Origin of the sequence: Paenibacillus sp. FSL E2-0177, assembly GCF_037992975.1 — a bacterium.
GTDB lineage: Bacteria > Bacillota > Bacilli > Paenibacillales > Paenibacillaceae > Paenibacillus_AQ > Paenibacillus_AQ odorifer.
This window is the reverse complement of sequence record NZ_CP150307.1, coordinates 445,084-469,178: the sequence shown is the minus strand read 5'-3', so window position 1 is coordinate 469,178 and position 24,095 is coordinate 445,084. Positions and strand designations below refer to the sequence as shown.

The following is a 24,095-nucleotide window of genomic DNA, read 5'->3' as shown; positions in this document are numbered from 1 at the left end:
AAAGCTCTAGTTAGTTGTAATCAAAAGGGTAGACTCCCCCCTTGATAGCTGGTACGCGTTTCACCCAGCCCGATAACTAGTTCCTTGTAACGGTACGGAAAGACATCCATTTCACCTCAATTAAAAGAATTGACCCTATTATAATTCTGTAAGCCTTTTTATTCAAGAATTACGTTTAACGATACGTAGTCCGGCCACTTGGCCAACCTTATGTCCTTCATGAGAAGCAAACTTGATCGTAACTGCTGATTTGCCGCTCGTGATCGGCTGCGGGAGTTCATAGCGAATCGTCTCCAGCTTATTCATCTCCTCAGACTCAAGAGTGCCTACACCAAGTTGCTCCCCATCCGCCAAAATATCAAATGCCAGCGAAGTATCGTTCGACTTCAGATACGTGACCACCAAATCCACTTGCTTATCCGGCAAAACTTCCATCGTGAAGGAAAACCAGCCATTGATCCAGCTGTCCCGATACTTGCGATTGTGGATTTTACCTAAGCCTACAAATTCACCTGTGAAATTATGATCGCGTTCAGGCTGCATTTCAGCAGGTTGTACTGAATCGACAGTTAACTGCTCAAGCAGCAAGTTATTCTCCACAGCTTCGCGATATTCAGCCTCTGCCAGCTTCCACTCTTCCGGTGTAAATAAATCCCAATACACGGAATAACGATGATCATGCATAGGGTAGAACGGACGAAGCTCATGATCCCCTGTATACCCTAAACCTTTCATCCGGAACACATTTTTGCTCACATTAGATTGGATGAGGTTGTCCGTCAGTGTGTCCCGATCTCCGATTAATACGGAAGCAAGGGCGCGATCGCTATTGGTCTCTGCATTTATAGGCCCAAAATCACCTGCGAGCACAAGTGGCCCGTAAAGGAATGCAACTCGGTTCGGATTATCCGGCATCGTCTCGATTCTCACCGACATCGGAATATCGTATTCGACAACGTCTCCATCCTGCCATTCTCTATCCAAAGTAAAGTAGTTAGATTTGCCTACATTTACTTGAACGTCTTCACCATTTACGCTAACACTCATCCCTTGCTCAGCCCAGTAAGGATATCTTAGCTTTAATGTGAATTTCGTTGGCTGTGCTGCACTGATCCGCAGTATACCTTGTCCCTCTGCCGGGAACTTGGTCTCTTGCTGCAAGCTAATGCCTTGCTCTTTCCAAGCCACTGTAGAAGGTACGTACTGATTGACATAAAGCTCATCTGCACTATGGAAGTATATCGCCGAGCCATACATAGAATGGCTTTCCATTCCCGAACCTACACAACACGTAAAGCTTTCGAACTGCGAATTAAACGATTTATGTCCACCCATCTCGAGAGATACGAAGTAACATACCCGGCCATCTACCGGCTCCTGAGAGGCTAAGATGTGGTTATACATCGCACGTTCGTAGTAATCCGCATACGCTGCATACGCATCCCATTGGAACATATGCTTAGTCAGCTTCAGCATGTTGTACGTGTTGCATGTCTCACATGAACCTTCACCCAATCGATCATTTAACTTATCCGGTTCACCAAAATGCTCATTATAGCTGTTGCCGCCGATCACATAAGAATGATGATTCACGACCCGATCCCAGAAGAAGCGGGAAATACCTGCATAATGCTCCTGCCCTGTTACCTCATATTGTCTAGCAGCTCCGATGATTTTTGGAATCTGTGTATTAGCATGTCTTCCAGCTAGGGTATCTTTTTCTACGGCCAGATCATTAAGCACTTCCCCATGATAAAAGCTTTCCGCTAACGCGAGAAAACGATCTTCTCCGGAATCCTCTGCCAAATCCGTCAGCGCTTCATTCATGCCGCCAAACTCACAACGCAGCACCTCTTGGATCTGATCTTTACTCAGCCCTGCAAAAATATCCTCAAGCCACAGCCCCAGCTTCGTTTCAATAACGAGCGCCTTCTGATTGCCGGCCAATCGATAAGCATCGCGAAGACCTGCAAACAGCTTATGCATCGTGTAAAGCGGCACCCAACCTCCGTTGAGGTCAAAGCCCTGTGAGCGAATGTCGCCTGCCTTCACTTCCTCAAATAACTCCTTGCCACGAGGAATGCCGGAAATAAAGCCATTGCCATGCGCATCCTGACATTGCTCTAATTCATCTACTACATAATTCACGCGTTGTAGCAGCTCTTCATTTCCCGTAGAGGCATACATTAACGCACATCCAGAAATAAAATGGCCTAACGTATGGCCGCTAATACCCTGAGATTCCCAGCCCTCGTAGTGAGCAGCCTTAGGCTCTAAGCCAGCATATTCGCGAAAACGCGACAGAAGCCGATCTGCCTCAAGCTTAAGTAAATAATCAGTATTTAACTCCATCGCATGGAGAAGTGGACCTGAATCAATTCGTACGTTCTGTAGATCAAAAGCTTGCGTCTTCAATGAAATCGCTCCCTCGCAATCTTGTCAGGGTTAGATGACAAGTGTATATTTGTATCCATAAGATAACACCGGAACGTTGATTTGTCGGTAGATCAGTCGTACAAATAGTGGACAAACCCGACTTATTGATTGCTAGGAGGACCGCATGACCTACTTAAAAATAAATGCAGATGTACCTGTTCATTTTACAGCGGCAGGTGAATTTATCTCAGAAACACCATGGAAGCATGTGGAGCGTGTTATGGGGAACTACGAACTAATCATTGGCGTGAACGAAACGGTATATTTGAGTGAGGAGAACAAACAATTTGAAGTAGGTCCTGACGAAGCTTTTCTGCTCATGCCTAATCGCACACATGTCGGCTATAGAGAGTCACGACCCGGGGTTAAGTTTTATTGGTTTCATTTCGAACTGACAACCGAGGGGTTATTACTGAGTGAGGAGGAAATGAAGCCTGAGGCAGAAGAAATCTTTTCGCGCACACAGCGCTTATGGTCCGTACATGATCTATATCTGCCCCAAATCATAAAAATCGAACATAGTGACCGGATTCATATTCTGGCGAATCAAATCCTTCATGTGGCCAACTCGGGGTATTTAACCTATTCCAGCGTTAATTATTTGCTGACCTCGCTTTTAATTGAGCTGTCTGAGCATGCACTTCAGCCGTTCGCCAGTAAGCTGATCCGCGCACAGCAAGATGTCACCTTCGTCAAAATAGCTGAGTGGACAAGGATACATGCAAGCGAACCGCTTACCGTGGCCATCATCGCGGATAAATTCAATTACAACAAGGACTATCTAGCTCGGCTATTTAAACAGCATACCTCCATGGGGCCATTAGAATATATCCATTCAGTACGTGTGACTAAAGCGAAGGAGCTACTAACCAGAACCGCATTAAGCGTGAGGGACATCGCGACAGAGACGGGGTTCACCGACGATAAATATTTCATGCGCCTCTTCCGAAAATACGAAAACATGACGCCCACCCAATATCGTAACGCTTATCATAAGACGTTTATGAATAATGACTGAAGTAAAGCCACCCCTAAATATGGAGTGGCTTCTTGTTTGGGTATTGTCTATTGGATAGAATGAACTTCACACCAATTACGTAGGAATTGCAGATTAGTATTGAAGTAATGATCGTTTTGCCACCCGCAACTCCAAACCTGTGCGTTCCCTGTGTGCAGACCCATCAACCATATCTCCCGGATAGCAACAAATATAGGGATTGCCTTTAAATCGTTCTCAGATAATACTTTATGCTTTTGGTATGAGTTCAGGAAAACAGTCCATTGTTCATTGTCAAAATGCTCTCGTTCTTTCCCTCTAACCCTTGACCACAGAAACACGGAAACATCATAGGCCCTCCAGCCAAAACCTCCGCAATCAAAGTCGAAATGAGTCAGGGTATCCTCGTAGAAATGTACGTTCGCTCCATGAAGATCACCATGACATGCCCCCCAATCCAGCTCTGATGAGATTTCAGCTATGCTATTTGCCAATACTTCCGACAAAGATTCTAGATAATCGATATCCTCTTGCCTGTGGGATAAAGGCTTGCGAATCGATTGAAGCGGTTCTTGAAGCAGATGATCCAGATTAAGCGTAAATCTTTGCTGCCCACATTCGAAATCATCCATAGCCAGATGCATCTTAGCCACTTGTTCACCGTATAATTCACAGCTAGCTTTTTCATCGGAATAATTGCCTTTTGCAAAAGTAAACAGAACTGCGTAACGTGTTCCTTCAGGAGCCTCCAGCTCAATTAGGTAACCACCATCCCTGCTGATTACCGGAGCCGATACCGGGATATTCTTCTTATTTAAGTGATTCAATAACTCCACTTCAAAATCAATCTCATGTTTATTTCGCCAATGAGCTTTATAGATCCTAAGAATGTATTTATCAATAGAGGTCTTTAGTAAATAGGTATCATTAAGTCCGTTCTCATAAAAACTACACTCCAGAACATCCCCGATTTCATAAAGATCATTAATTACGGGTACTATGGCATGGGAAGAAATTACGGAATGATACACCGGCAGTTTCAGCATATAAATCACCCTTCAACGTTAATTACTACTCACTATTTATTTTCACGTTTGGCCCGTATAAAGGCGAGGGATTTATTAAATATAGCTAAACTTTCCGCATCGTTAATTTAATTGCTCTATAATGCTCTGCTTCGATATTGATCGTCTAACAAACTGAACCATACCAGTCTGGACAAGTAAAATAACCAAGAAATACAGGAAAATAGCACTCCAAGGGAATTGGTATTGAATGTAGGAAAGCCCCCCCATATTCCCTGCACTCTTACTTATCATGTATCCCATTAGATTGCCCGTAAAAAGAGCCATCGTAAAGCTTCCAACCACTAAAAATCCTGTTTCATAGGTTAACATAGCCATTAATTGTTTTCGGCTCATTCCTATGGCTTGCATAAGGCCTAGCTCCCCTTTTCTTGCAGAAATAGTGGTGATTATGGTGTTCAAGAGATTGATCATACTGAATACTGCTATAAAAACCATAAAACTATACACTGAAATAGTGATAGTTCTAAAAGCAATTCTATTGGATTCCACAACTTCGGAAAAAGACAATAATTTGAGTGTATCCTCATTGAGAATCACACCCTCTAACTCACTCTTTATTGACTCTTCATTCGATTTATCCATAGTAATAACTTCGTAGCTCTTATTGCTATTAAAAGGGGCTACAGTTTGCATTACTTTGGGTGGAAGATAAAATGAAGTTCCTGAATTCTTATCCGTAATATCTCCAATGATCTCAAAATCATGTTTGGCCTTCTCCTGATCATTAGCAATTATGAATGAAATATGATCACCGACAGCGTAATGAGCCCCGTAATAATCTAAGTCACTACTGGCGCTGTTAAGGAGTATGTAGGATGCATCCGACGAATCAACATCTGGGATCTTCCCCTCAGCCAAATGACTACTCCATCTTTCGTTGTTTAACGTAGGGATATTCTCAATACTGACTATCGCGGCCCCGTCATCCGTTTTTATTCCTTCGATAGCAGCTTCAATATACTGATGTTCGATTACGTCCTCAACTTCATTTATAGCTAGGATTTTATTTTTTAAAGAAGTAGATAGTTGCCCTTCCGTCTGAAGATCACTTAATGAGGTTGTTTCAGAATACAACTCATTATTAATTTGAATATCAAACCGACCATGATTCGGAAAATATTTCTCTGCTTTTGAGATTGGATCGACCGAGTTTAATAATGTCCCCAAGGAAACAAATAGCGTTCCGCTTAAAAAAAGAGACAGCAAAGTTAACACCGTCTTTTTCCTGCTTCTTGATAAGTTCAATGCAGCTAAAGAAAATGGTGTGAGTCTTTTCGAGTTTCTTTTCTCCTTTTTTGTATTAACATCGGCATCTACATGTCTAATCGCTGTTATAGGAGAGATTCTTGATGCGAATTTAGATGGTGCGTTTAATGAAGCTCTAACTGTTACTTTGGTGAGCAAACCGGCTAAAAAGGCAAGTGAAAAACTTGGAACTGCATTCCAGTGAAAGCCACTTAAAATCCAGCTCATTAAACATCCTAAGATAACTCCAATAGGGATATATTTTCTTGAAAGATTTTTCCCTTCATATAGAACTAGCTGTTTTATCTGCTTTTTTGTTGCACCGATTGCTCTAAGTTGTCCGTATTGTTTAATTCGCTTAGTAATTGAAATATAAAAGATATTGTAGATAACTAGCCAACAAGCCAGTGCGATGATCAGCATGATAGACAGGATGGATATCACAGTGCTTCCTGACAGATTATTACTGTCCACATTTACATTATTGATCTGAATATTTCTCTCAGAGATACCCATTCGCTGCCCTATTTCTTTGATTTTTGACTTCAGTTCCTCGTTGGAATAACTGCTGCTGTTGTTGATGCTAATTGCCGCGGAGAAATCCTCTTTGGAAAGAAATGGATCTGCCTCAACGAACGCGCTTGATACCAGAGCATTGTAGCCGATTCGATTCTCGTTACCTGATGCGGTTGTTTGCAGAATTCCAGAAATCACAAATTGGCTGGTTTGAAATTCTTTGCTGGCATTGTTTCTAAATTGCAAAGAAATAGAATCGCCAAGCCCCAGGCTTCGATCATCGGATAACTGAAAGTCTTTTTCTATTGCAATTTCATTTTCTTTTGTAGGGAACTTCCCCAGAACGATATTGGCATTTGATAAATCCATCATGGCTTGATCCGTGTAGAGAATGGACAATAGGCGTTCCTCTTTTTTCTCTCTGCCTATTTCCTTATAGAGTCCGATTTTATTAATTCCCTCTATTTCTTTCAATCGTGAGATTTCATTGTTATTGAGATTATAGAATAAAGCCTGGAAATTCGACTCATGTTGTAGGTTAGTAAAAGAATTATAACCAAAGGTCATTACAACAGTTAATAAAAACGCAGCTAAAGCTATCACACTGCCTACAAAGTAATTTTTGGTTTTTTCCGCTTTTAAATTTGCTTTTGCAATTCTTATCATTGCTGTTTTATTCTGTATGGACATTGATACATCATCCTCCTATCGTATAACGAATATTCCTCCCTTTGCATCATCAAGTGAATACTTTCACTATTTATTCTATAGATAATATTCTCCAACAAAGATCAATCACCCTTTAAATAGATGATATATACTATATTTACTATTCATATAATATATGGATACAACAAAAAAGACTTCCCCCTCTGGAGCGTTTGAGTATCTCCAAGTTAGTGGAAGTCTTTTTATGCTCAATATGCCTTGTGTAGCAAACATTTAGATTAATAAATTACGCCTCGGTACTTCTCTCCTGAAGCGCACCGACCAACGGATTCCACCGCCAGCGCGGAGTCAATCCTTGCAGATGTACACCTCCAAACCACTCATCGCTGCCATTCTTCTGCACCCAGTCTTCGTTTCCAGCTATTACACTCTTACCTAGCTCTGTTAATACAAGCTCACAGTCTTTAAATTGCATTACTGAATCGTTATAAACAGGGAACTCATTGCATCCATGAGTTTGTAGCAAAGGGTACGTGCCTTGTACCATCTTTCTTAGGATATGCCAATATTGCAAGTCGCCCATTCCCAAGATATGAAGCTTATCACCCACATTTTTGAACAGCTCATAGGGTGATTTTATTCCCTCATGGATCATCTCCAGCGTGATTTGTTCTACGATGCCAAGTCCGTTTGTAGTAGAAGGAAAGCGCGATAAATGCGCCCGGAAGGCGTCATGTGCAAAGGGTAAAGCCGACGTATCTATAGTTAATCGTGGTGACAGCAATTCTGGATTCGGTGATACATAGGCTTCCCAGAGTGCTTGACCTGCTTCTAATTCTTTGGCTCCGATTAGCTTCCATGTGCCTGATAATGTTTCCATCTGCTCTATAGAAAGTTGTCCAAGTCCTCGAAATAACTTTATTCCCGGATACTCTCCAATGCATAGTAAGCTTAGCTTGGTGGTTAACATTTTCTGCTTCGAGAACCAATGGAGTAAATAACTGAGCATCGTCTGATCGAAAAGGTCATGCTCGAACCATAACACCACTTCTTCATATTTATGGAAATCAGCTAAAATCTTCTCTTGCCTCTCACTATTGGCGATAAATTCCCTCTGCGGAATCCCCATCGTTTGTTCCAAATATTGCGCTCGAACAGCGCGGTTATCTCCATCGGCAGAATCCAAGAATACCGGCCCATGCGAATATACCTCTCTCCACACTAGTACATCACCTTTCACGATTCCTTGCCGCAGCTTCTCTCCCACTACATCTCCATTTACAATGTGAAGCACAGCTTTTCCCCCTTCGTACAAATGGTTGAATACGGAAAGAACATCTGCCACAGGCAATGCACCTTTCAGCTTGCGGCGGGCATCAAAAAGTCGCTTCTTCAACACCGAAACCGAAGTCCCCAGAAAGTCAGCAATCTCTTGTAGTGAGTAGCCTTGAAAATAATATAATTGAACGGCAATCCGCATATTGGAAGTTAATGCAGCTATAGACTCGTGAACCAGCCGCTGGGTTTCCTTTTTTTCAATAATATCTGCTATAGAAAATGAAGATTCTGTCGCTTGCGCAGCTTCCTCGTAGGGTAATGCAGGATGCTGCTTTCTTCGCAAGATGCGATAACATTGCCGCACCACAATAGCTTTAAACCAGCCCGGGAATGCCTCTACTGCTCGTAATTTATTCAAATGCAAAAAGGCTTCTGTGAAAGCTTCCTGCACAGCATCTTCCGCTAATTGATAGTCACGCAGCTTTTCGAACGCAACTGCATTGGCCATCGGTGTAAAGTGCTTAACAATCTGTTCAAAAGCTTGTCGGTCTCCTTGTTTAGCCTCTTCGATATACTGAAGCATCTGTCCTCCGCTCCCTTCTTCCGTATTATATACAAGTGCCAATGAAGTTCCTAAAGGTTACGGATGGGATTGAAAAGTCAGACGTTATTTATTTTTTCCTATTACATCCTTTGCAACCTCTAGAGCTGAAGAGGCTCGCGGCCAACCTACATAAAAAGAAAGGTGGGTGATGGCCTCCACGATTTCTTCAAGTTGTAAGCCGTTCTCTAAAGCCAAGTGCAGATGATAGGGGAGTTGTTCCGTCATGCCCCCCATCACCAAAGCAGAAATCGTAATCATGCTACGATCCCGAAGTGATAATTGCTCACGTCTCCATAAGTCCCCAAATAACACATTTTCCGAGTAGTCGACGAATGCCGGAGCGAACTCCCCTAACGATTCCCGTACATTTGTGACGATTTTCTGATGCGCCATATTACACCTCCCTAACCGGAGGTTGTAGCATTTGAGCAACACCGTTACCAAACGACCAATCTTCGAATTCCGTATCGACGAGCACAATGAATATATCTTCTTTTCTGATGTTTAGCGTCATCGATAATTCCTCGGCTAGCCTCGCGTAAAAGCTTTTCTTCTGTTCCGTTGATCTTCCGGATTTTAGCGTAACTTGGATATATATCAGTCCGTCGCTTCGTTCAATATTTAAATAATCTTTACTATAAAAAAATCCCCCCGCTTTATGCGCATGAAAAACCTGAAACATATCATCCTCCGGTACATGGAAATGCTGAATTAACGCGCTCATAATCGCTCTGCATATTCCTTCTAGCTGGTGAATGTCGTATTGTTGCTCCAGATAACTGACTCTAATGAATGGCATTTTAATTCACTCCTTCTTTGGAATTCTTTTATTGTACTCTCAGTATTTTGATTTATATAATTGAATAAGATAATAATCTTAATCAATTATACCGATAGAGGTGACAATCGATGGATCTAAAAGAACTGATGGCTTTTAAGACCATTCTTCAAGAAGGCACTTTCTCACGCGCTGCAGAGAAGTTGAATTATGCGCAGTCTACCATTACCAACCAAATTCAACGACTTGAAAAAGAACTGGGCATACAACTCTTTCACAGAGGCTGGGAAGTAGAACTGACAAGTGCTGGGCAAGTTTTTGCAGGGGAAATCGATAACCTTATTCAACATTGGAACTATGTAACAGAACTCACCAAAGCTTTACAGCATGACGAAATTGGTACACTTCATATCGGAAGCATTGAATCCATGATGGAATCCGTCCTACCGAACGCCTTGCGAAAGTTTCAGGAGCAAAAACCAAAGATGGCATGTAACTTCATTCAGGGTAACACTGATTCCCTCTCACAACTTGTTCTACAAAGAGAACTGGATTTCGCCATCTGCGGTGAGCCGTCCGACCTGTCTTTCTTTTATTTCGAACCGCTTTATCACGAGAAAATCGCTTTTATAGTAGATGAAAATCATCCTTTAAACGGACGAGACGATATTTCATTTCGAGAAATTCTTGAATATCCAATTATAGCTGGAGGACGCACTTGCTTATATTACCTTCGGTTAGCTAAGCAATTTTCGAGATTCGAATCAAAGCCCACTTTATCCACCATAAGCCAAATTTCTGCTATTCCTCATTTTGTAAGAAAGAACCCTGGGGTGGGGGTAGTGCTTGATTCGACAGCTTTAATGACAGATATCGTAAAAATAGATGTTGAACTAAGCGAGCCGTTCATTCAAGTGGGTATATTGCAGCGGCGCAACCGAGAATATCTAGCAACATCATCTAAAGAACTAATCCTACAAATCATAAAAGAAGAAATTGAGAGGATTAGTAATGCTAATCCTACGCTCCACATTTGAACCTCAAGCTAGTTCCATATATGATAGCTTTATCATCGTTATCAGGGGAGGATTCATAGAAGTGGCAGTATTAATTAATGAACAAATCAGAGCATCCGAAGTAGTTCTTACAGGACTTAGGGGTGAGAAGCTGGGTATCGTCTCACGGGAAGAGGCGCTGGCCATGGCCAGATCAGCAGGAGCTGATCTGGTATGCACCTCGCTAATGAGCAGCCCACCGCCCTGCAGCCTAACTGCAAAGGGCAAAGCAAAAGCGGCCGCGCAGAAAGAAGCAGCCTCAGCACGCAAGGCCAGTGGTGGCTCAGCTGCAAAGGGCGGCAGCAAGGAGAAGGTCAAAGAGCTCCGCTTCACTGCTCATATTGAAGAGCACGACTACGATACTAAGCTCCGTCAGGCTGAGAAGCATCTCCGCTCCGGCAAGCCGGTGCAATTAGTTGTCAAAGCATCCGGTGCGAAGGAAGCTGCTGCCGCAAAGACGGTACTAGAACGCCTCGTAGCTGACCTCAAGGAAGTCGGAGTCAAAGATACCGGCATCCAGACAGGCGGCAAAGGTTCACAGGTGAAATTAAATCCACGGTGAAGAGTGGAATTTCAGATAATTTAGGCTCAAAACCAAAATTAGTAGACCATTTCATGAAAAAGCTGCTGCTATCAGCAAATGTAGCTTTATTGCGAGCAGAATTCAGAATTGCGTTTGGACACCACAGCCCTTATTCGTAACTATTTCGCTGTTCTGGGATGCTAACGGACTTCAGAGACTTTATATCACTAAAATAGCACGATATTCCCTCCATTTATGGAAAATAAGATCTCTCGAGTCCGCAACTTCCTCCAAAAGGCTTAAAATGTACAAATAGCTGCATCTAAGTCCGTTAGCACAATAGCAAGTGGAAATCAGGAACTGGGCAAGGGGCATGATTCTTATATGCAAGCAAAAGCGCCTTCGGTGTCCCTAAAGAACGGTAAGCGCTTATGCGAGAAATAGAAGGATAATGTATCGTGCCAAACTTATACTTTCTTGTATTATTAAAAAAGGCCATCCTCTACAGGATGGCCTTTCACTTCATAGACAATGTCCTTGCTCGCTCTTAATCAGTCACCTTAAACATGATTACCCATTAATCCCCTTGGGCGAAAGTTCATACCCCCAGCATAGAGGTGGGAGACATCTCCCAATCCAATACATCTGGGAACTGCATAGTGCTCGCTGCGCTCTTCAAACAAGATCGTCGTTACCGAGCTTGGAGCAAGCCAAAATACGGACCAAGCCAAGGCTAAAGGAATCTGCAATAAATGGGCTAGCCATGCAAGGCCAAAGCCACCATGACACACAACTCCAATCTTCTTGGTAGAAGGCTCGAGGATACGATATAGGCCATCCTCTCTTTTATAGTGGTGGCGAAGCAAGAATTGATCTGAAGCCGCTTGTAGTTCGCTAAACCGCAATTTGTATTCCTCTTGTTTTAACCAATGATCTGTTTGATCAGACCATTCTCTTTTTCCACTCGATAGTTCACTAATATGTTCTCCGGGGCTATCCCATATAGGTGCCAGTTGTCCATCCAACATAATCCCTGTCCAATCCAATTCACAAGTCCAAGGTTCTGTCTGAATTACAAGTCCCGTCTCTTTGGCCACATAACTTGCTGTTGTCTGTGCTCTACCCAATGGTGAAGCATATAATTCATCCAGTCCGATAGATCCCATGCGTTTTCCCAATGCCGCTGCTTCCTGATGCCCGAATTCCGTTAGATCATCTATAGAATAGTCCGGATCACCATGACGAATCAGAAATATTTGCATAACAATGCCCTCCTCCCCTCAAATCCAGCCTTTTTCTTCCGCCAGCCGTACCGCCTCAATCCGGCTTTTCACTTCCAGCTTATTGAGTATTTCAGAGATGTAATTGCGGACAGTGCCATAAGATAGATGCAGCGAAAAGGCTATCTCGCTCGCGGTTTGCCCTTCTCCAGCCAGTTTTAAAATCTCGCGCTCCCGTGCTGTTAATGGATTCTCCTCCCGCAGACTGCCGAAGACTAACTCAGGAGATACCTCCCGATGTCCAGCCATGACACGACGAATAGATTCAGCTAGCTTATCTACAGGCTCGTCCTTCAACAAATACCCTTGAATACCAGCCTTTACTCCACGCTCAAAATACCCTGGACGGGCAAAGGTAGTCAAAATAATAATTCGGGTCGGACAACCCTTACTCCGCAATATTTCTGCAACCTCCAGCCCGCTCTTGAACGGCATTTCAATGTCCATGAGACAGACATCTGGCTGAAGCTTGTCGATTAAAGCTAACGCCTCCGCCCCATCACAAGCTTCTCCGACTACTTCGATATCGTCTTCAAGATCCAGCAAAGAAGCCATCGCTCCCCGAAGCAGGCGTTGATCCTCCGCTATAACAATGCTTATCATGCAGTCTCACCCCCTTGTGCATCTTTTACGATTAGCGGGATGGTAACGATCAGCGTAGCTCCCTGACCCTCAGCTGAGCTTAGCGACAGGGAGCCATCAATCAGGGATAGACGCTCTGCCATTCCCTTCATGCCATTTCCATCGCTAAGCCCACCATTCCCTCTCTCCCCATGCTGTAGACCAATGCCGTTATCCTTAACGGTAATTCGCACTTCTCCAGCCAGCTTTGCCACTCCTATGAAGCATTTGTCCGCTCTACTATGCTTTACGATATTAGTCACTGCTTCTTTGATACAGAGGCTGAGGATATTTTGCGTCAGATCGGATACCCCCTCCAGAGAGATATCCCCTTCCACTTCTAAGGCGATCTCTGCCGTTCGCAGCATCTCTCCAGCTTCAGCCAGTTCCTCTGCCACTGAGACCGCACGCATTTCCGACACTAGCTCACGCACTTGACGGAGCGCAGCCCGTGAAGTGCGCTGAATTTCTCGCGCCTCCTCTTGGGCTTGCTCCGTATTTTTCGTCACCAGCTTCTCTACGAGTTGGCTCTTTAACGTAATCAAGGACAAGGTATGGCCAAGAGTATCATGCAGGTCACGGGCGATTCGCATTCGTTCCTCACGCTTCACCAGCTCTTTAATCACCTCATTGGCTCGATCCAGCTCTTTCTCCAGCTTCTGATTCCGATTCATGGACCTCACTCCGAACGGACTAATCAACATAATTATAATAAACGGAGCTAAAAATATCACACTTCCCCACTCCATCCCACGACCCACTAAGACCAGCACCGAAAGGATCATGATCACAAAAGAAGCAAATGCAATTTTGAACCCTTTATTCTCCGTATAATATGCGATAAAATTTGCGGTGAAAAAGCCCATGTACAGATTATAGGGGGTATAGAACACACTAAGCACCACGATGATCAACATTTGAATAATTAACCAAACATTAAACACTCCACCCCGCACCCAATACAGCTGGCGATAGCTGAGGGCAAATACCGCTATCATAATCCCGCCCAGAATGAGCTTCATTCCAGTCTCCCCGCGCAAATTCAGGATGGGCATAACCAGATAAACAGCCCATACAAAAGGGAAAAATCCCTGTTTTTGTGGAAATAACCGGAACTTCGCACGCTCAGCCATTCATTCACACCGCTTCCTGTTTTTTTCGAATATAGACCGATAGTAACATAAAAACTACCAAATATCCGAGTAAAATCAAGACATTACTCCATGTCGGAGCTGAGCCACGAACGATTTCCCAGGCTCCATTCCCATAGTTATAGGAAGGCAACCAATGACCAATCCGCTGCATTAATCGTGGCAGTATCTCAATCGGCATCCACATGCCTCCTGCTACAGCAAGAGCCATATAAATCACGTTGCTGACTCCACTGGCTGTATCCACCCGTTTCATAGCACCTACAAGCGTACCAATCGCTAAAAATGGTAGAGAACCGATCAGGATCCACAGCCCGCTAAGCACCCATTGACCTGCGGATAAAGAGACGCCATTGATTAAATAGCCTGCGATAAAAATACAAATGACCGAAAACAGATGCATCATCGTCTGTCCGAACATTTTTCCGAAAAAATAGATCGATCCCGGCAGCGGTGTAATCCGAATAAAGGTGGTCCAGCCTTGTGTTCGTTCTTGCACCAACCGGATGCCAAGCGTCATAATGGCTGAGCCCATTACACTGAAGGTCGCCATAGACATTAAATAATGAGCACGCCACGTTAGGTCATCGCTACCTGTATTGACCACCCGGGTGAAGATGAAATAGAACATGATGGGCATGAGCAAAGACCAGAACACATAATAGGGATTACGGATGATCCGCAGCATTTCCGCTTTACACTGTACAGTAATTAGTCTCATGGTTAGACAGCCTCCTCTTGGTTCATGGTCAATTGTTCAAAAGCCTCATCCAAACGTCCCTGATCAATTCGAACATCTTTCACAGGAAGTCCAGCCACAAAAATCGCTTTAAGCGCCTCATCTGTATCCTCTGTGGTCACGTGAATGCGGCCATCTTTTTCATAACAATCCTCTATAGCAGCTAGGTCTAGCAGGTTTCTGCGCAATTGCGAGCGATCACCCACAGGCAGGAAGGACACGGAACGCTTCACAATCCGCGATTTAATCTCATCTGGACTTCCGTCCGCAACTAAGTGTCCTTTACTGAATAATAGAATACGATCCGCGATATCTTCTGCTTCCTGCAAATAATGGGTCGTGAACACAATCGTTTTTCCTTGCTCCGCAAGTCCACGAACCGTTTCCCAGAACCGCCGCCGGGAAGTAATATCAAGTCCGACTGTAGGTTCATCGAAAAAGATCAGCTCCGGATTACCCGCGAGGGCTAGCGCAAAGCCCAAACTACGCTTTTGACCGCCCGAGAGCTTCTCGGCGTATCTATTCAAATCGGCTGGCGCAAGTCCAGTAGCCTTAATTAGAAACTCCATATCCATAGGCTTTGGATAATAGCTGCGGATCAGATCAATGATCTCCCGCACCTTTAGCCGATCCATTACACTTACCTCCTGCAGCATCGCTCCAGTCTTTTCACGTACTGCTTTATCCTTCGGATGATGACCGAACAACTCCACTGTACCCTCGGTAGGCTCTATTAGCCCCAGCAGCATGCCTAATGCCGTTGTTTTACCCGCTCCGTTCGGTCCCAGAATAGCTGTAATCGAACCTTTAGCAATGTTAAAGCTGATATTATCTACGGCCTTTTTATCCTTATATATTTTGCTGACCCCGTGCATTTCTATAATATTATCCATAACGTAATCCCTCCGCTTCCGAATGCGTTTGATCTATTTCAATCATATGGAAAAAGAAGACATGACATTAGTATGGACTGTCATTTCTTTAAGATGACAACTGTCACCTTCCTGGCTTCGAATAAAAAAAAGAGGCTGCCCTATCAGTAGAATGAACTACTAATAAGGCAGCCTCTTTAGGTGAAGAGAGTTTAGTTATCTCCGGAGGAATCCTTTTTCCAGCAGGAACTCCTTCATATGCAGCCGTGCTGGCTGTGCCAATCGCTCCGCCATAATGGCCGACCAAGGGGTGTCTTTGGCGCCGTGGGTCCGCTCACGCATATAGTCTGAGGAGACTTTATCGTAAGTTTTGACCTGCTCCACAGTGGTTTCCGCATTGTAGCGATTACGATGCAGAACAGCCTCTAGTGGAAGCCGCGGACGCAGGCCCGAAGCTCCGTCAGGATAACCTACACACATCCCGAATATCGGATAGACCAATTCAGGCAGTCCCAGCAATTCCGATACCTCCGCGATCCGGTTACGGATTCCACCGATATATACAATTCCAAGTCCTAGTGATTCCGCAGCCACTGCAGCATTCTGTGCAGCAAGCGCAACATCAACGGTAGCTACAATCAGGTTCTCAGCAGAATCTTCATAAGAAGTCTCTCCCTGCAAATGAGGTTTCGTCACCTCGCGCAGCCGATACAGATCAGCGCACCAGACCAAAAACACTGGGCATTGTTCTATATAAGCCTGATTGCCCGCTAGTCCCGCAAGCTCCGTCTTTAGTGCCGGGTCAGTAACTGCAATAACACTATAAGCCTGAACATTGCTTGAGGTTGAAGCCATCTGAGCTGCTCCAATAATAGCGCTAAGCTGATCTTCACTTACTGGCTTATCCTGAAACTTGCGGACAGATGCATGTTTCATTAACAGAGAAATTGTATCGTTATTTACTTGCACTGTGGCCACTCCCTAAATAGTGATAGTGATATTACAGCTTTACCCGCTGTAGCCGAAGTGCATTCAAGACAACAGACACGGAGCTAAATGCCATCGCAGCTCCTGCCAGCCATGGGGCTAGAAACCCAAGTGCAGCAATCGGTATTCCTATTGTATTGTAAGCAAGCGCCCAGAACAAATTTTGTTTAATATTTCTCATCGTTTTGCGGCTCATCATGATCGCATCAGGAATACTCTTCAGATCCCCGCGCATCAGCGTAATATCAGCTGCTTCCATAGCTATATCCGTTCCTGTCCCAATCGCCATACCCGTATCGGCAGTAGCCAGTGCCGGAGCATCGTTGATCCCATCCCCAACCATGGCAACCTTAGTCCCATTCTGTTGGAGCTTGCGAACCTCTTCGGCTTTGCCCTCTGGCAGAACCTCTGCTAACACTTTTTCGATCCCTGCCTGCTTCGCAATAGCCTCAGCTGTAATTTTATTGTCACCAGTGATCATTACGACTTCAATACCCATATCATGGAGCGCGGCTACAGCCGCTTTTGAGGTCGGTTTAATCGTATCAGCAACGGCCACAATCCCAGCGATTTCACTCTCTACCGCTACTAGCATAGCTGTCTTTCCCGACTCCTCCAGCTTCTTCATAATTGGAGTCCATTCTGTGATATCAAGCTGATGATCTTCCATCATCCGCCGCGTGCCTACCATAACCTGCTGATCGGAGACAACGGCCATAATTCCACGTCCGGGCACATTATCAAACTGCTCAGCAGTAGGCAAAGCCAAGCCTCTATCAGCAGCGCCAGCAACAATAGCTTCCGCAAGTGGATGCTCAGATAGCTTTTCAGCAGCTGCAGTTAAAGCTAACAAACGGTTTTCCGCGTTTTCTTTTCCATAAGCTGCAATTCCAGTAGTAGTCACAACATCGGTAAGCACGGGTTTACCATTCGTCACTGTACCTGTTTTATCTAGCACAACGGTCTGAATCCCTTGCGCTCCCTCTAAATGCTCCCCGCCCTTGAAGAGGATTCCAAGCTCTGCTGCCCGGCCCGATCCTGCCATAATGGAGGTTGGCGTTGCCAGACCTAGCGCACATGGACAAGCGATTACGAGCACTGCAATGGCTTTTTCGAGGGCATCAGCGAACTGGCCAGGGGCTGCCCAGAAATACCAGATCAGAAAAGTTATTACGGCAATACCCACAACAATCGGCACAAAAATTCCTGAGATTACATCGGCAATCCGCTGAATCGGAGCTTTGGAGCCTTGAGCTTCCTCCACTACTCGGATAATTTGAGCCAGCGCAGTGTCGCGACCCACTTTATTGGCTTTGATTCTCAAGATACCATTCTTATTCATAGTGGCACCGATCACGGTATCCCCTGGTTTTTTCTCCACAGGAATACTCTCTCCGGTCAACATAGACTCATCCACAGAAGAAGATCCCTCGACTACCTCACCATCCACAGGTACCTTTGTTCCGGGCTTCACCAATACAATATCACCAGGAATAACTTCATCTGTCGGGATATTCATTTCTTGCCCATCCCGAATTACGAGGGCGGTTTTTGCCTGAAGCCCCATTAAGCTTTTGATTGCGTCAGAGGAACGGCCTTTCGCCAGCGCCTCAAACCATTTACCGACAAGGATAAGTGTAATGAGTACAGCACTCGTCTCATAATACATTTCTACAGTATGATTCATTCCCTTCATGCTTAAGGAATCAATAGTCAGATAAAGACTGTAGAAATAAGCTGCCGACGTCCCTAATACGACTAACACATCCATATTGGCACTCCGGTTACGAAGGGCTTTATAAGCACCGACGTAGAACTGCCAACCGATGATAAATTGCACAGGGGTAGCCAGCACAAGCTGGAACCAAGGATTCATAAATATATCCGGTGTTGGAATCCAGCCGGTGAAGGAGAAATGACCCGCCATCGCCCATAACAATGGGAACGAAAGAATTGCAGAAATGATCCATTTCCACTTTTTATGCTGAATTTCTTTTCCACGACGATCCACATGATCCTTGCGGTCTTCTTTAAGAGAAGCTTTATAGCCGATACTGCTTACCTTCTCCATGATCTCCCTTGGACTGATATTACCGGGTGTATATTCTACATGTGCTGTTTCCAGCGCCAAATTCACATTAACTGCTGCTATGCCCGGTGTACGGCTCAACACTTTTTCAATCCGTGAGGAACAAGCAGCACAGGTCATCCCCGATATATCAAAATCCGCAGATTCTTTAATAGTGTCATAACCAAGAGAACGGATTTTATCTTCAATTTGTGGCAACCCTGATACTGTCGGATCAAATCCAACAGTAGCCTGTTCCAAGGCTAGATTCACATTCGCACGAGATACGCCGTCCATCCGGGACAAACCCTTCTCAATTCGGGTTGCACAAGCGGAACAGGTCATACCTGTAATCTGTACAGTTGCCTGCTGTTCGTTTGGTGAAGCTGTTGTTTTGGTTTTATCCATGATTTCCACGCCTCCACATACCCCTATAGGGTATGATAATTTCTAAAAGAAAAGGCATTGGAGCTTTGGGCAGCTTCCCCATATCACTCCAAGCCTTATTACTGTGCTTCAAATTAAACTACGTCATACCCTTGATCTACAATTGCTTCTTTAATCGCACCAAGGCTTACTTTGTTCTCATCATACTCGACGGAAACTTTCTTAGCAGCAAGATCAACTTTAGCTGTGGCTCCAAGATTGCCTACGGCTTTCTCTACAGAGTTAACACAGTGACCACAAGACATTCCTTCAACGTTTAATGTAGCGTTTGACATTAATATAACCTCCAATAAATGTTGTGAAGCTATGCTCTAGAAGCATTAGCTTATTATTTCATTAATTTGTTAACCGTAATTAGGAGCTCGTCGATAACCTCATGTTCGCCAGCTTCGATTCGCTCAACAATGCAACTTTTCATATGTCCTTCTAACAGCATCTTACCGACACCATTTAACGCCGCCTGTACCGCCGCGAGCTGGTTGAGTACATCATCACAATAGGTATCCCGCTCAATCATACCCTTTACCCCGCGGATCTGGCCTTCAATCCGGTTGAGGCGCGTATTCAAGTTATTCTTGAATTCTGCCGAATGATGACTTTTTCGTTCTCCTGATGATGAAGAATGACAATTTATGTCGCAGGATTCTGCAGCTTGCTCTTTCTTGGCAGTAGACATAAGAATCAGCCTCCTTGGTTATAATATAATATACCCCCGTAGGGTATGTCAAGAGGCATTCCTAATTCATCCACAGATGATCTTCACGGGTAGTTTGTCCCTATATTACCGCCGTATTCTTCTACGGTTGGCTATACATCTCTATTTTTTCAAAAAAACTATTGCCTCCCTATTCAAATTTGAATATAATAAATTTTGCTTCTAATTATGAACATTTTTCGAACAGAACTATCACTATCACTATTAAGAAAAAGGAGCTGCGAAGCATGCATACTAAAGAAAGTAATCTTAAACTCGTAGTGGTTGGCCTGCTGCTTGGTATTCTTATGTCCGCAATGGACAATACCATTGTAGCTTCAGCTATGGGAACGATAGTCTCAGATCTTGGCGGTCTGGATAAAATCGTATGGGTCACCTCGGCTTACATGGTAATGGTAATGGCCGGAACCCCTATCTTCGGCAAGCTCTCTGATATGTATGGACGTAAACGTTTCTTCATTTTCGGATTGATTGTATTCCTGATTGGCTCGGCTCTGTGCGGTACTGCCACCAGTATCACACAGCTCAGTATTTACCGTGCCATTCAAGGGATCGGCGGCGGTGCACTAATGCCAATCGCCTTCACCATCGTTTTCGACATTTACCCGCCTGAAAAAAGAGGGAAATTGACCGGTCTCTTTGGAGCCGTCTTCGGAATCTCCAGTGTACTTGGACCTTTACTCGGTGCCTATATTACCGACTATGTTGGTTGGCAGTGGGTATTCTACATTAACCTGCCGCTAGGAATTATTGCACTGTTCCTGATTGCAACTTCTTATAAGGAGTCGATCTCCCACGCTAAACAGCGCATTGACTGGGGCGGAGCCTTCACTCTGGTTGGCGCGATTATCTGCCTAATGTTCGCTCTGGAACTTGGTGGTAATCAATATGCTTGGGATTCCAGTGCCATCCTTGGCTTATTCGTAGGTTTTGCTGTTCTCTTGCTGGCGTTTATCCTTATTGAGAGAGTAGCTGCTGAACCTGTGATCTCGTTCGCTATGTTCCGCAAACGGTTGTTTGCAACAAGCAGCGTGACCAGCCTATTTTATGGCTCTGCTTTTATCGTAGCTACTATTTACATTCCTATCTTTGTGCAGGGTGTATTTGGCGGCTCAGCTACGAACTCAGGGCTGATCCTTATGCCGATGATGATCGGTACGGTCGTTGGCAGTCAGACCGGGGGGCTGCTTACAACAAAAACCAGCTTCCGCAACATTATGATCCTATCCGCAGTCTGCTTTGTCGCAGGGGTCTACAGCCTAAGCACTTTATCACCAGATACCTCCCGCCTCATGCTTAATGTATTTATGGCTCTGACTGGGTTCGGCGTAGGCTTTTCCTTCTCCGTGCTGAGTATGGCAGCTATCCATAATTTCGATATGCGCCAACGGGGATCGGCAACATCGACCAGTACCTTCATGCGCTCCCTTGGAATGACGCTGGGAATTACGATCTTCGGGATTATTCAGCGGAATAGCTTTACTAACAGTCTAAGCGATGCTTTTGGCGGTAGTGAACAGTCAGCAGCTTTCGGAGATCCACGCGCTGCGTTAACACCTGAAGCAAGAGCGAAGATCCCTGCTGAAATATTAGAAAAAATATCAAGTGCGTTATCCACCTCTATTGCCCAAACCTTTATGTGGGCCTTGATTCCTGCAGTGCTCGGTCTAGTCTTTGTACTGCTCATGCCAAAAGACCGTCTTACCATTCCTGCTAAAGCTGTTCAGGCGTCTGAGGGCAAAAGGTAACCATTATGTCCATGAAATTAGCCATTTTAGGTTTACTGCTGGAGCGGAACATGCATCCCTATGAAATCACATTAGTGATGAAGGAACGTTCCATGGACCGGATCACCAAGCTGCAGATGGGATCACTCTATTATGCTGTGGATAAGCTTGCACAAGATGGTTATATAGAAGCTTTAGAGATCATCCGCAGCAGTGATCGGCCGGACAAAACAATCTATGCCATAACGGAGCAAGGTAAAGCTTTATTCGAACAGCTTATCCTGCAACAAATTAAGAAAAACGAACCCTTCTATCATCCGATGTATATGGCCCTGGCTATGTCCCGTCATATCGATCAGAGCAAGGTTGAGAAGCTGCTCGAGGAACGCCTCCGGGAAACAGAACATCAGGTTAATCTGGCTTATCAGGTATACGAGGAGCATATCTCCATCGTGCCTCGTTCTGCCCTGCATCTAATGTACGGTACATATGAGCACACCCTGACTGAGCTGAAATGGCTGCAGCGCCTATACGATGATGTTGTAGCACGCAAGCTAAAAGACGTAGGGACACCGTTGAATTTAGAGGCCTAATGGCCTCTTTTTTCTGTTTAAGGGAGTCAAAATACGTTTATTAACGAGCACAATATCCATTAAATCTCAAAGGAAGGCGAGGCGGTAAAAATGACCCGAGAAAAACATCAGCTGAATAGTGGCAAACGGGATCACCCGGAACAATATCCAACAGAGAAAGAAAGTCTATTTGATCTTCATGAAAGTGAGCAGAATGTAGACCCGATTCCGATGGAAGATTTAACGCTGGAAAAGCAAGAGGAAAAGAACAAAGAGGAGACCAAACACCGCTCTTCCAGCGACAAAAAATACCATACGGGCTTCTGAGAGTGTACAATATCTACAAGTACGCAATCATAATTTCCAAGGAGGAATCACATTGTTGAAAGCGTTACCTTTAAACAAGCGCGGGATTCCCGCAAGCCGCATTGCTTTAGGCTGCATGGGGCTAGGCGGTGACTGGGACCATGAGCCGATTACTGCGGAGAATGTTAAACAGGGACATGAAGCGGTTGATGCCGCCCTTTCCATCGGCATCAACATGTTTGATCATGCAGATATCTATACTCGTGGGAAGGCGGAGAAGGTATTCGGTCAGATTTTTAAGGATCGTCCAAGACTACGTGAAGAAATCATAATTCAATCTAAATGTGGAATTAAGCTAATGGAGCCTGGAGACAGCACTAATACGTTTGATTTCTCTGGCCAACATATTCTGAACAGTGTAGATGGAATATTGTCACGACTTGGGACCGAATACATTGATATTCTTCTACTGCATAGACCTGATCCCTTAATGGATCCCGAAGAAGTAGCCTCCGCATTACATCAACTGAAGGCCGCTGGTAAGGTTCGTCATTTCGGGGTTTCCAATATGAGCGCCGCTCAGATCAAGCTGCTGCAGACTTATTGCGATGAACCTTTTATCGTAAACCAGCTGCATATGAGCTTGGCTAAGATCAGTTGGGTGGATGCTGGAATCAGTGTAAATCGTGAACCCTGGAAGGATATTATCTTCCCTGAGGGAACCCTTGAACATTGTCGAATGGAGAACATTCAGCTTCAAGCCTGGGGGCCACTCGCCCAAGGTCTATTTAGCGGGCGTTCATTAGAGGATCAACCGGAGAATATCGTCCAAACAGCAGCTATGGTCCAACAGCTCGCAGATGAAAAAGGAACAACACCCGAAGCCATTGTACTGGCTTGGCTAATGACACATCCAGCTGCCATTCAGCCTGTTATTGGAACTGTGAATCCGAAGCGTATTACTGCCTGTGCCGATGCGGACAAGCTGGAGCTTAGCCGTAAGGAATGGTATGACCTGTATGTTAGTTCACGCGGTTCAAAACTTCCGTAACATATACATTTATATTCTCAACTTCATTACTCCGCTTATGCCCGGCTCGCGTTACTACTGCGAGCCGGGTATTTTTTTGCGAATCACCCTAACTTATCGTTCTTTATTGCGAATATATTTAGTAATCGAGCGATAAATGGAGTTATTAAGAGATAAATTATCATTTTTGTTCTTTATAGAGTACAAATGCGCGTTATTGGCAGTTTTCTTTTTGATTTATTCCATGTATGATTCATTACAGAAGTTGTTCTTAATAAAGAACGATAATAACGAACCAAAGAAACAGACATTGAGGGGAGGTATTCCTCTGAGACCCAGATCAGCAAGGAGAAGACCTAGAAGAAACAGGAAAATCGGATTACGTATACTG

At 44.5% G+C, this 24,095-nt stretch carries 22 protein-coding genes; 7 read left to right on the top strand and 15 right to left on the bottom strand.

From position 1 onward, the window contains the following. Window positions 1-162: 162 nt before the first annotated feature. The gene (locus MHI25_RS02055) at window positions 163-2,415 is read right to left on the bottom strand and encodes a beta-L-arabinofuranosidase domain-containing protein (protein WP_340394862.1); all 2,253 of its coding nucleotides are present in this window, start codon (window positions 2,413-2,415) and stop codon (window positions 163-165) included. Between the two features lie 145 nt (window positions 2,416-2,560). On the opposite strand from MHI25_RS02055, the gene MHI25_RS02050 reads away from it, so the two are divergent. Further along, window positions 2,561-3,454, top strand: coding sequence for an AraC family transcriptional regulator (locus MHI25_RS02050; protein WP_076124617.1), 894 nt, complete (start codon window positions 2,561-2,563; stop codon window positions 3,452-3,454). 47 nt (window positions 3,455-3,501) lie between these two features. Here MHI25_RS02050 and MHI25_RS02045 read toward each other — a convergent pair whose 3' ends face one another. From MHI25_RS02045 to MHI25_RS02025, 5 genes are all read right to left on the bottom strand, one after another. Then, window positions 3,502-4,479, bottom strand: coding sequence for a phosphotransferase (locus tag MHI25_RS02045; protein ID WP_076304317.1), 978 nt, complete (start codon window positions 4,477-4,479; stop codon window positions 3,502-3,504). A 102-nt stretch (window positions 4,480-4,581) separates the two neighbouring features. After that, complete coding sequence (locus MHI25_RS02040; protein ID WP_340394861.1) at window positions 4,582-6,972, bottom strand: ABC transporter permease; 2,391 nt, start codon at window positions 6,970-6,972, stop codon at window positions 4,582-4,584. A gap of 265 nt (window positions 6,973-7,237) precedes the next feature. Beyond that, window positions 7,238-8,854 (bottom strand): sigma-70 family RNA polymerase sigma factor, encoded by a 1,617-nt coding sequence (locus MHI25_RS02035; protein ID WP_340394860.1) that lies wholly within the window; start codon window positions 8,852-8,854, stop codon window positions 7,238-7,240. Between the two features lie 42 nt (window positions 8,855-8,896). Continuing rightward, window positions 8,897-9,226 carry a carboxymuconolactone decarboxylase family protein gene (locus tag MHI25_RS02030; protein WP_076124622.1) on the bottom strand — a complete coding sequence of 110 codons (330 nt, stop codon included), beginning with the start codon at window positions 9,224-9,226 and terminating at the stop codon, window positions 8,897-8,899. A gap of 1 nt (window position 9,227) precedes the next feature. Then, window positions 9,228-9,632 carry a tautomerase family protein gene (locus MHI25_RS02025; RefSeq protein WP_042123596.1) on the bottom strand — a complete coding sequence of 135 codons (405 nt, stop codon included), beginning with the start codon at window positions 9,630-9,632 and terminating at the stop codon, window positions 9,228-9,230. A 110-nt stretch (window positions 9,633-9,742) separates the two neighbouring features. On the opposite strand from MHI25_RS02025, the gene MHI25_RS02020 reads away from it, so the two are divergent. After that, window positions 9,743-10,648, top strand: a complete 906-nt coding sequence (locus MHI25_RS02020) for a LysR family transcriptional regulator (RefSeq protein ID WP_076124625.1) — start codon at window positions 9,743-9,745, stop codon at window positions 10,646-10,648. 61 nt (window positions 10,649-10,709) lie between these two features. Continuing rightward, entirely contained in the window at window positions 10,710-11,228 is a 519-nt protein-coding gene (gene infC / locus MHI25_RS02015; RefSeq protein WP_076185653.1) for a translation initiation factor IF-3, read from the top strand. 521 nt (window positions 11,229-11,749) lie between these two features. On the opposite strand, the gene MHI25_RS02010 is transcribed toward infC, so the two are convergent. The 9 genes from MHI25_RS02010 to MHI25_RS01970 all read right to left on the bottom strand — a co-directional run bounded on the left by MHI25_RS02010 (window position 11,750) and on the right by MHI25_RS01970 (window position 20,030). Beyond that, window positions 11,750-12,451: a histidine phosphatase family protein gene (locus MHI25_RS02010; RefSeq protein WP_076192717.1), complete on the bottom strand. Its 702-nt coding sequence runs from the start codon at window positions 12,449-12,451 to the stop codon at window positions 11,750-11,752. Window positions 12,452-12,469: 18 nt separating this feature from the next. Beyond that, window positions 12,470-13,072 carry a response regulator transcription factor gene (locus MHI25_RS02005; RefSeq protein ID WP_036682756.1) on the bottom strand — a complete coding sequence of 201 codons (603 nt, stop codon included), beginning with the start codon at window positions 13,070-13,072 and terminating at the stop codon, window positions 12,470-12,472. After that, window positions 13,069-14,223, bottom strand: a complete 1,155-nt coding sequence (locus tag MHI25_RS02000; RefSeq protein WP_340394859.1) for a sensor histidine kinase — start codon at window positions 14,221-14,223, stop codon at window positions 13,069-13,071. Before MHI25_RS02000 ends, MHI25_RS02005 begins: the two co-directional genes overlap by 4 nt. A gap of 4 nt (window positions 14,224-14,227) precedes the next feature. Further along, on the bottom strand, window positions 14,228-14,962 hold the full coding sequence (locus MHI25_RS01995) for an ABC transporter permease (RefSeq protein WP_036682760.1): 735 nt from the start codon (window positions 14,960-14,962) through the stop codon (window positions 14,228-14,230). A 2-nt stretch (window positions 14,963-14,964) separates the two neighbouring features. Beyond that, a complete protein-coding gene (locus tag MHI25_RS01990; protein ID WP_076124631.1) occupies window positions 14,965-15,873 on the bottom strand; it encodes an ABC transporter ATP-binding protein in 909 nt (302 codons plus the stop codon). A gap of 195 nt (window positions 15,874-16,068) precedes the next feature. Continuing rightward, window positions 16,069-16,821 carry an oxygen-insensitive NADPH nitroreductase gene (gene nfsA, locus MHI25_RS01985; protein WP_076101226.1) on the bottom strand — a complete coding sequence of 251 codons (753 nt, stop codon included), beginning with the start codon at window positions 16,819-16,821 and terminating at the stop codon, window positions 16,069-16,071. 31 nt (window positions 16,822-16,852) lie between these two features. Next, window positions 16,853-19,315: a heavy metal translocating P-type ATPase gene (locus MHI25_RS01980; RefSeq protein WP_076192712.1), complete on the bottom strand. Its 2,463-nt coding sequence runs from the start codon at window positions 19,313-19,315 to the stop codon at window positions 16,853-16,855. Between the two features lie 113 nt (window positions 19,316-19,428). Next, entirely contained in the window at window positions 19,429-19,629 is a 201-nt protein-coding gene (locus MHI25_RS01975; protein WP_076124634.1) for a copper ion binding protein, read from the bottom strand. Window positions 19,630-19,682: 53 nt separating this feature from the next. Then, on the bottom strand, window positions 19,683-20,030 hold the full coding sequence (locus tag MHI25_RS01970; protein WP_076124636.1) for a metal-sensitive transcriptional regulator: 348 nt from the start codon (window positions 20,028-20,030) through the stop codon (window positions 19,683-19,685). Between the two features lie 266 nt (window positions 20,031-20,296). Here MHI25_RS01970 and MHI25_RS01965 point away from each other — a divergent pair, with 266 nt between their 5' ends. The 4 genes from MHI25_RS01965 to MHI25_RS01950 all read left to right on the top strand — a co-directional run bounded on the left by MHI25_RS01965 (window position 20,297) and on the right by MHI25_RS01950 (window position 23,725). Further along, window positions 20,297-21,817 carry an MDR family MFS transporter gene (locus tag MHI25_RS01965; RefSeq protein ID WP_036682771.1) on the top strand — a complete coding sequence of 507 codons (1,521 nt, stop codon included), beginning with the start codon at window positions 20,297-20,299 and terminating at the stop codon, window positions 21,815-21,817. 5 nt (window positions 21,818-21,822) lie between these two features. Further along, on the top strand, window positions 21,823-22,389 hold the full coding sequence (locus MHI25_RS01960) for a PadR family transcriptional regulator (protein ID WP_076124638.1): 567 nt from the start codon (window positions 21,823-21,825) through the stop codon (window positions 22,387-22,389). Window positions 22,390-22,479: 90 nt separating this feature from the next. Beyond that, entirely contained in the window at window positions 22,480-22,695 is a 216-nt protein-coding gene (locus tag MHI25_RS01955) for a hypothetical protein (RefSeq protein ID WP_076124640.1), read from the top strand. Between the two features lie 52 nt (window positions 22,696-22,747). Continuing rightward, window positions 22,748-23,725, top strand: a complete 978-nt coding sequence (locus tag MHI25_RS01950; RefSeq protein ID WP_076124641.1) for an aldo/keto reductase — start codon at window positions 22,748-22,750, stop codon at window positions 23,723-23,725. The last annotated feature ends 370 nt before the right edge of the window (window positions 23,726-24,095 follow it).